1 protein-coding gene and 1 pseudogene are annotated in these 1,173 nt (G+C 69.1%); one reads left to right on the forward strand and one right to left on the reverse strand.

The window, feature by feature from the left end:
• On the reverse strand, nt 1-787 hold a 787-nt coding region (locus FKP22_RS31105; RefSeq protein WP_141292026.1), incomplete at its 3' end, for a Gfo/Idh/MocA family protein.
• A 162-nt stretch (nt 788-949) separates the two neighbouring features.
• On the opposite strand from FKP22_RS31105, the pseudogene FKP22_RS31110 reads away from it, so the two are divergent.
• Nucleotides 950-1,173 (forward strand): annotated as a pseudogene (locus FKP22_RS31110) (peptidase M3); the annotation flags it as partial.

Here is a 1,173-nt window from a genome sequence, read left to right on the forward strand (position 1 = left end):
TCAGCGCGTCTTCCTGGCCGTCCAGCCCCCAGATGCGCAGGCTGCCCAAGGTGCCGTGCAGCTCGAAGCGCGGGCCGGGCAGGGCCGCCAGTGTGCTGGCTTGAAGCAGCACGCGCAGTCCGCTGGCGTAGCCCAGGCGGGCCTGGAACCAGTCGTCTGCCACGGCGCCGTCGCGCTGGCTGGCCAACTCGCATTGCAGCGTGACCGGCGGGCCGAACAGTTGCAGCGCCTGGTCCAGCAGATGCGGCCCGAGGTCGGCCCACAGTCCCCCACCGGGCGCGGCCGATTCGCGCCAGCGCTGGCGGACCTCGGGACGGAAACGGTCGAAATACAAGGCCGCCTGCACCACGCGGCCCAGCCGGCCGTTCTGCAGCAGTGCGGCGGCACTGAGGAAGTCGCCGTCCCAGCGGCGGTTGTGGAACACGCTGAGCAAGCGTTGTTGCCGGGCTGCGAGTGCCACGAGTTCGGTGGCTTCGGTAAGGTCCAGCGCCATCGGCTTGTCGATCACCACCGCCTTGCCAGCCATCAGCGCGTCGCGCGCCAGCGGATGGTGCGTGTCGTTTGGTGACGCGATGACGATCAGGTCCAGCGGCAGCGCGAGCAGCGCAGCAGCGTCCGGCACCACGCTCACGTCTGCCCCGAGCACGGTGTTGACCGCCTCGGCTTGCGAGCTGGCCACCGCGGCCAGTTGCAGGCCAGGTGTCGCCTGCAGCAAGGGCGCGTGGAACGTGCGGCCGGCGTAGCCGAAGCTGACCAGGCCGACCTGCAAGGTCTGGGTTGCCGTCATGGCTTGCGAGCCTTCGGTGGCTGCGCGGGTTTCTGTTGCATGGGTTCCTCCTGGCCAGAGCGCCGAGTCTCGGTGCCAAAGCCTGCCGGCACAAGCCCATGGCCGGAGAAGCCTGTGGGGCCGGTGGCATCATCGTTTGCTGCCAAGGAGTGACTGTTCGCCATGAATGCTTCGCCCAATCCCTTGTTGACCGACTGGACCGGGCCGTTTGGCCTGCCGCCTTTCGAGCAGGTGCAGCCCGCGCACTTCGAGCCGGCGATGCGGCTCGCGATGCGCGAAAACCTGGCCGAACTGGATGCGATTGCCGCGAACACGGCGCCAGCAGATTTCGAGAACACCGGCGCTGCGCTGGACCGTGCCGGCGCCTGGCTGCACCGGCTGGGCGC

Source organism: Ideonella azotifigens (assembly GCF_006519715.1).
In the GTDB taxonomy this organism is placed as follows: domain Bacteria; phylum Pseudomonadota; class Gammaproteobacteria; order Burkholderiales; family Burkholderiaceae_C; genus Ideonella; species Ideonella azotifigens.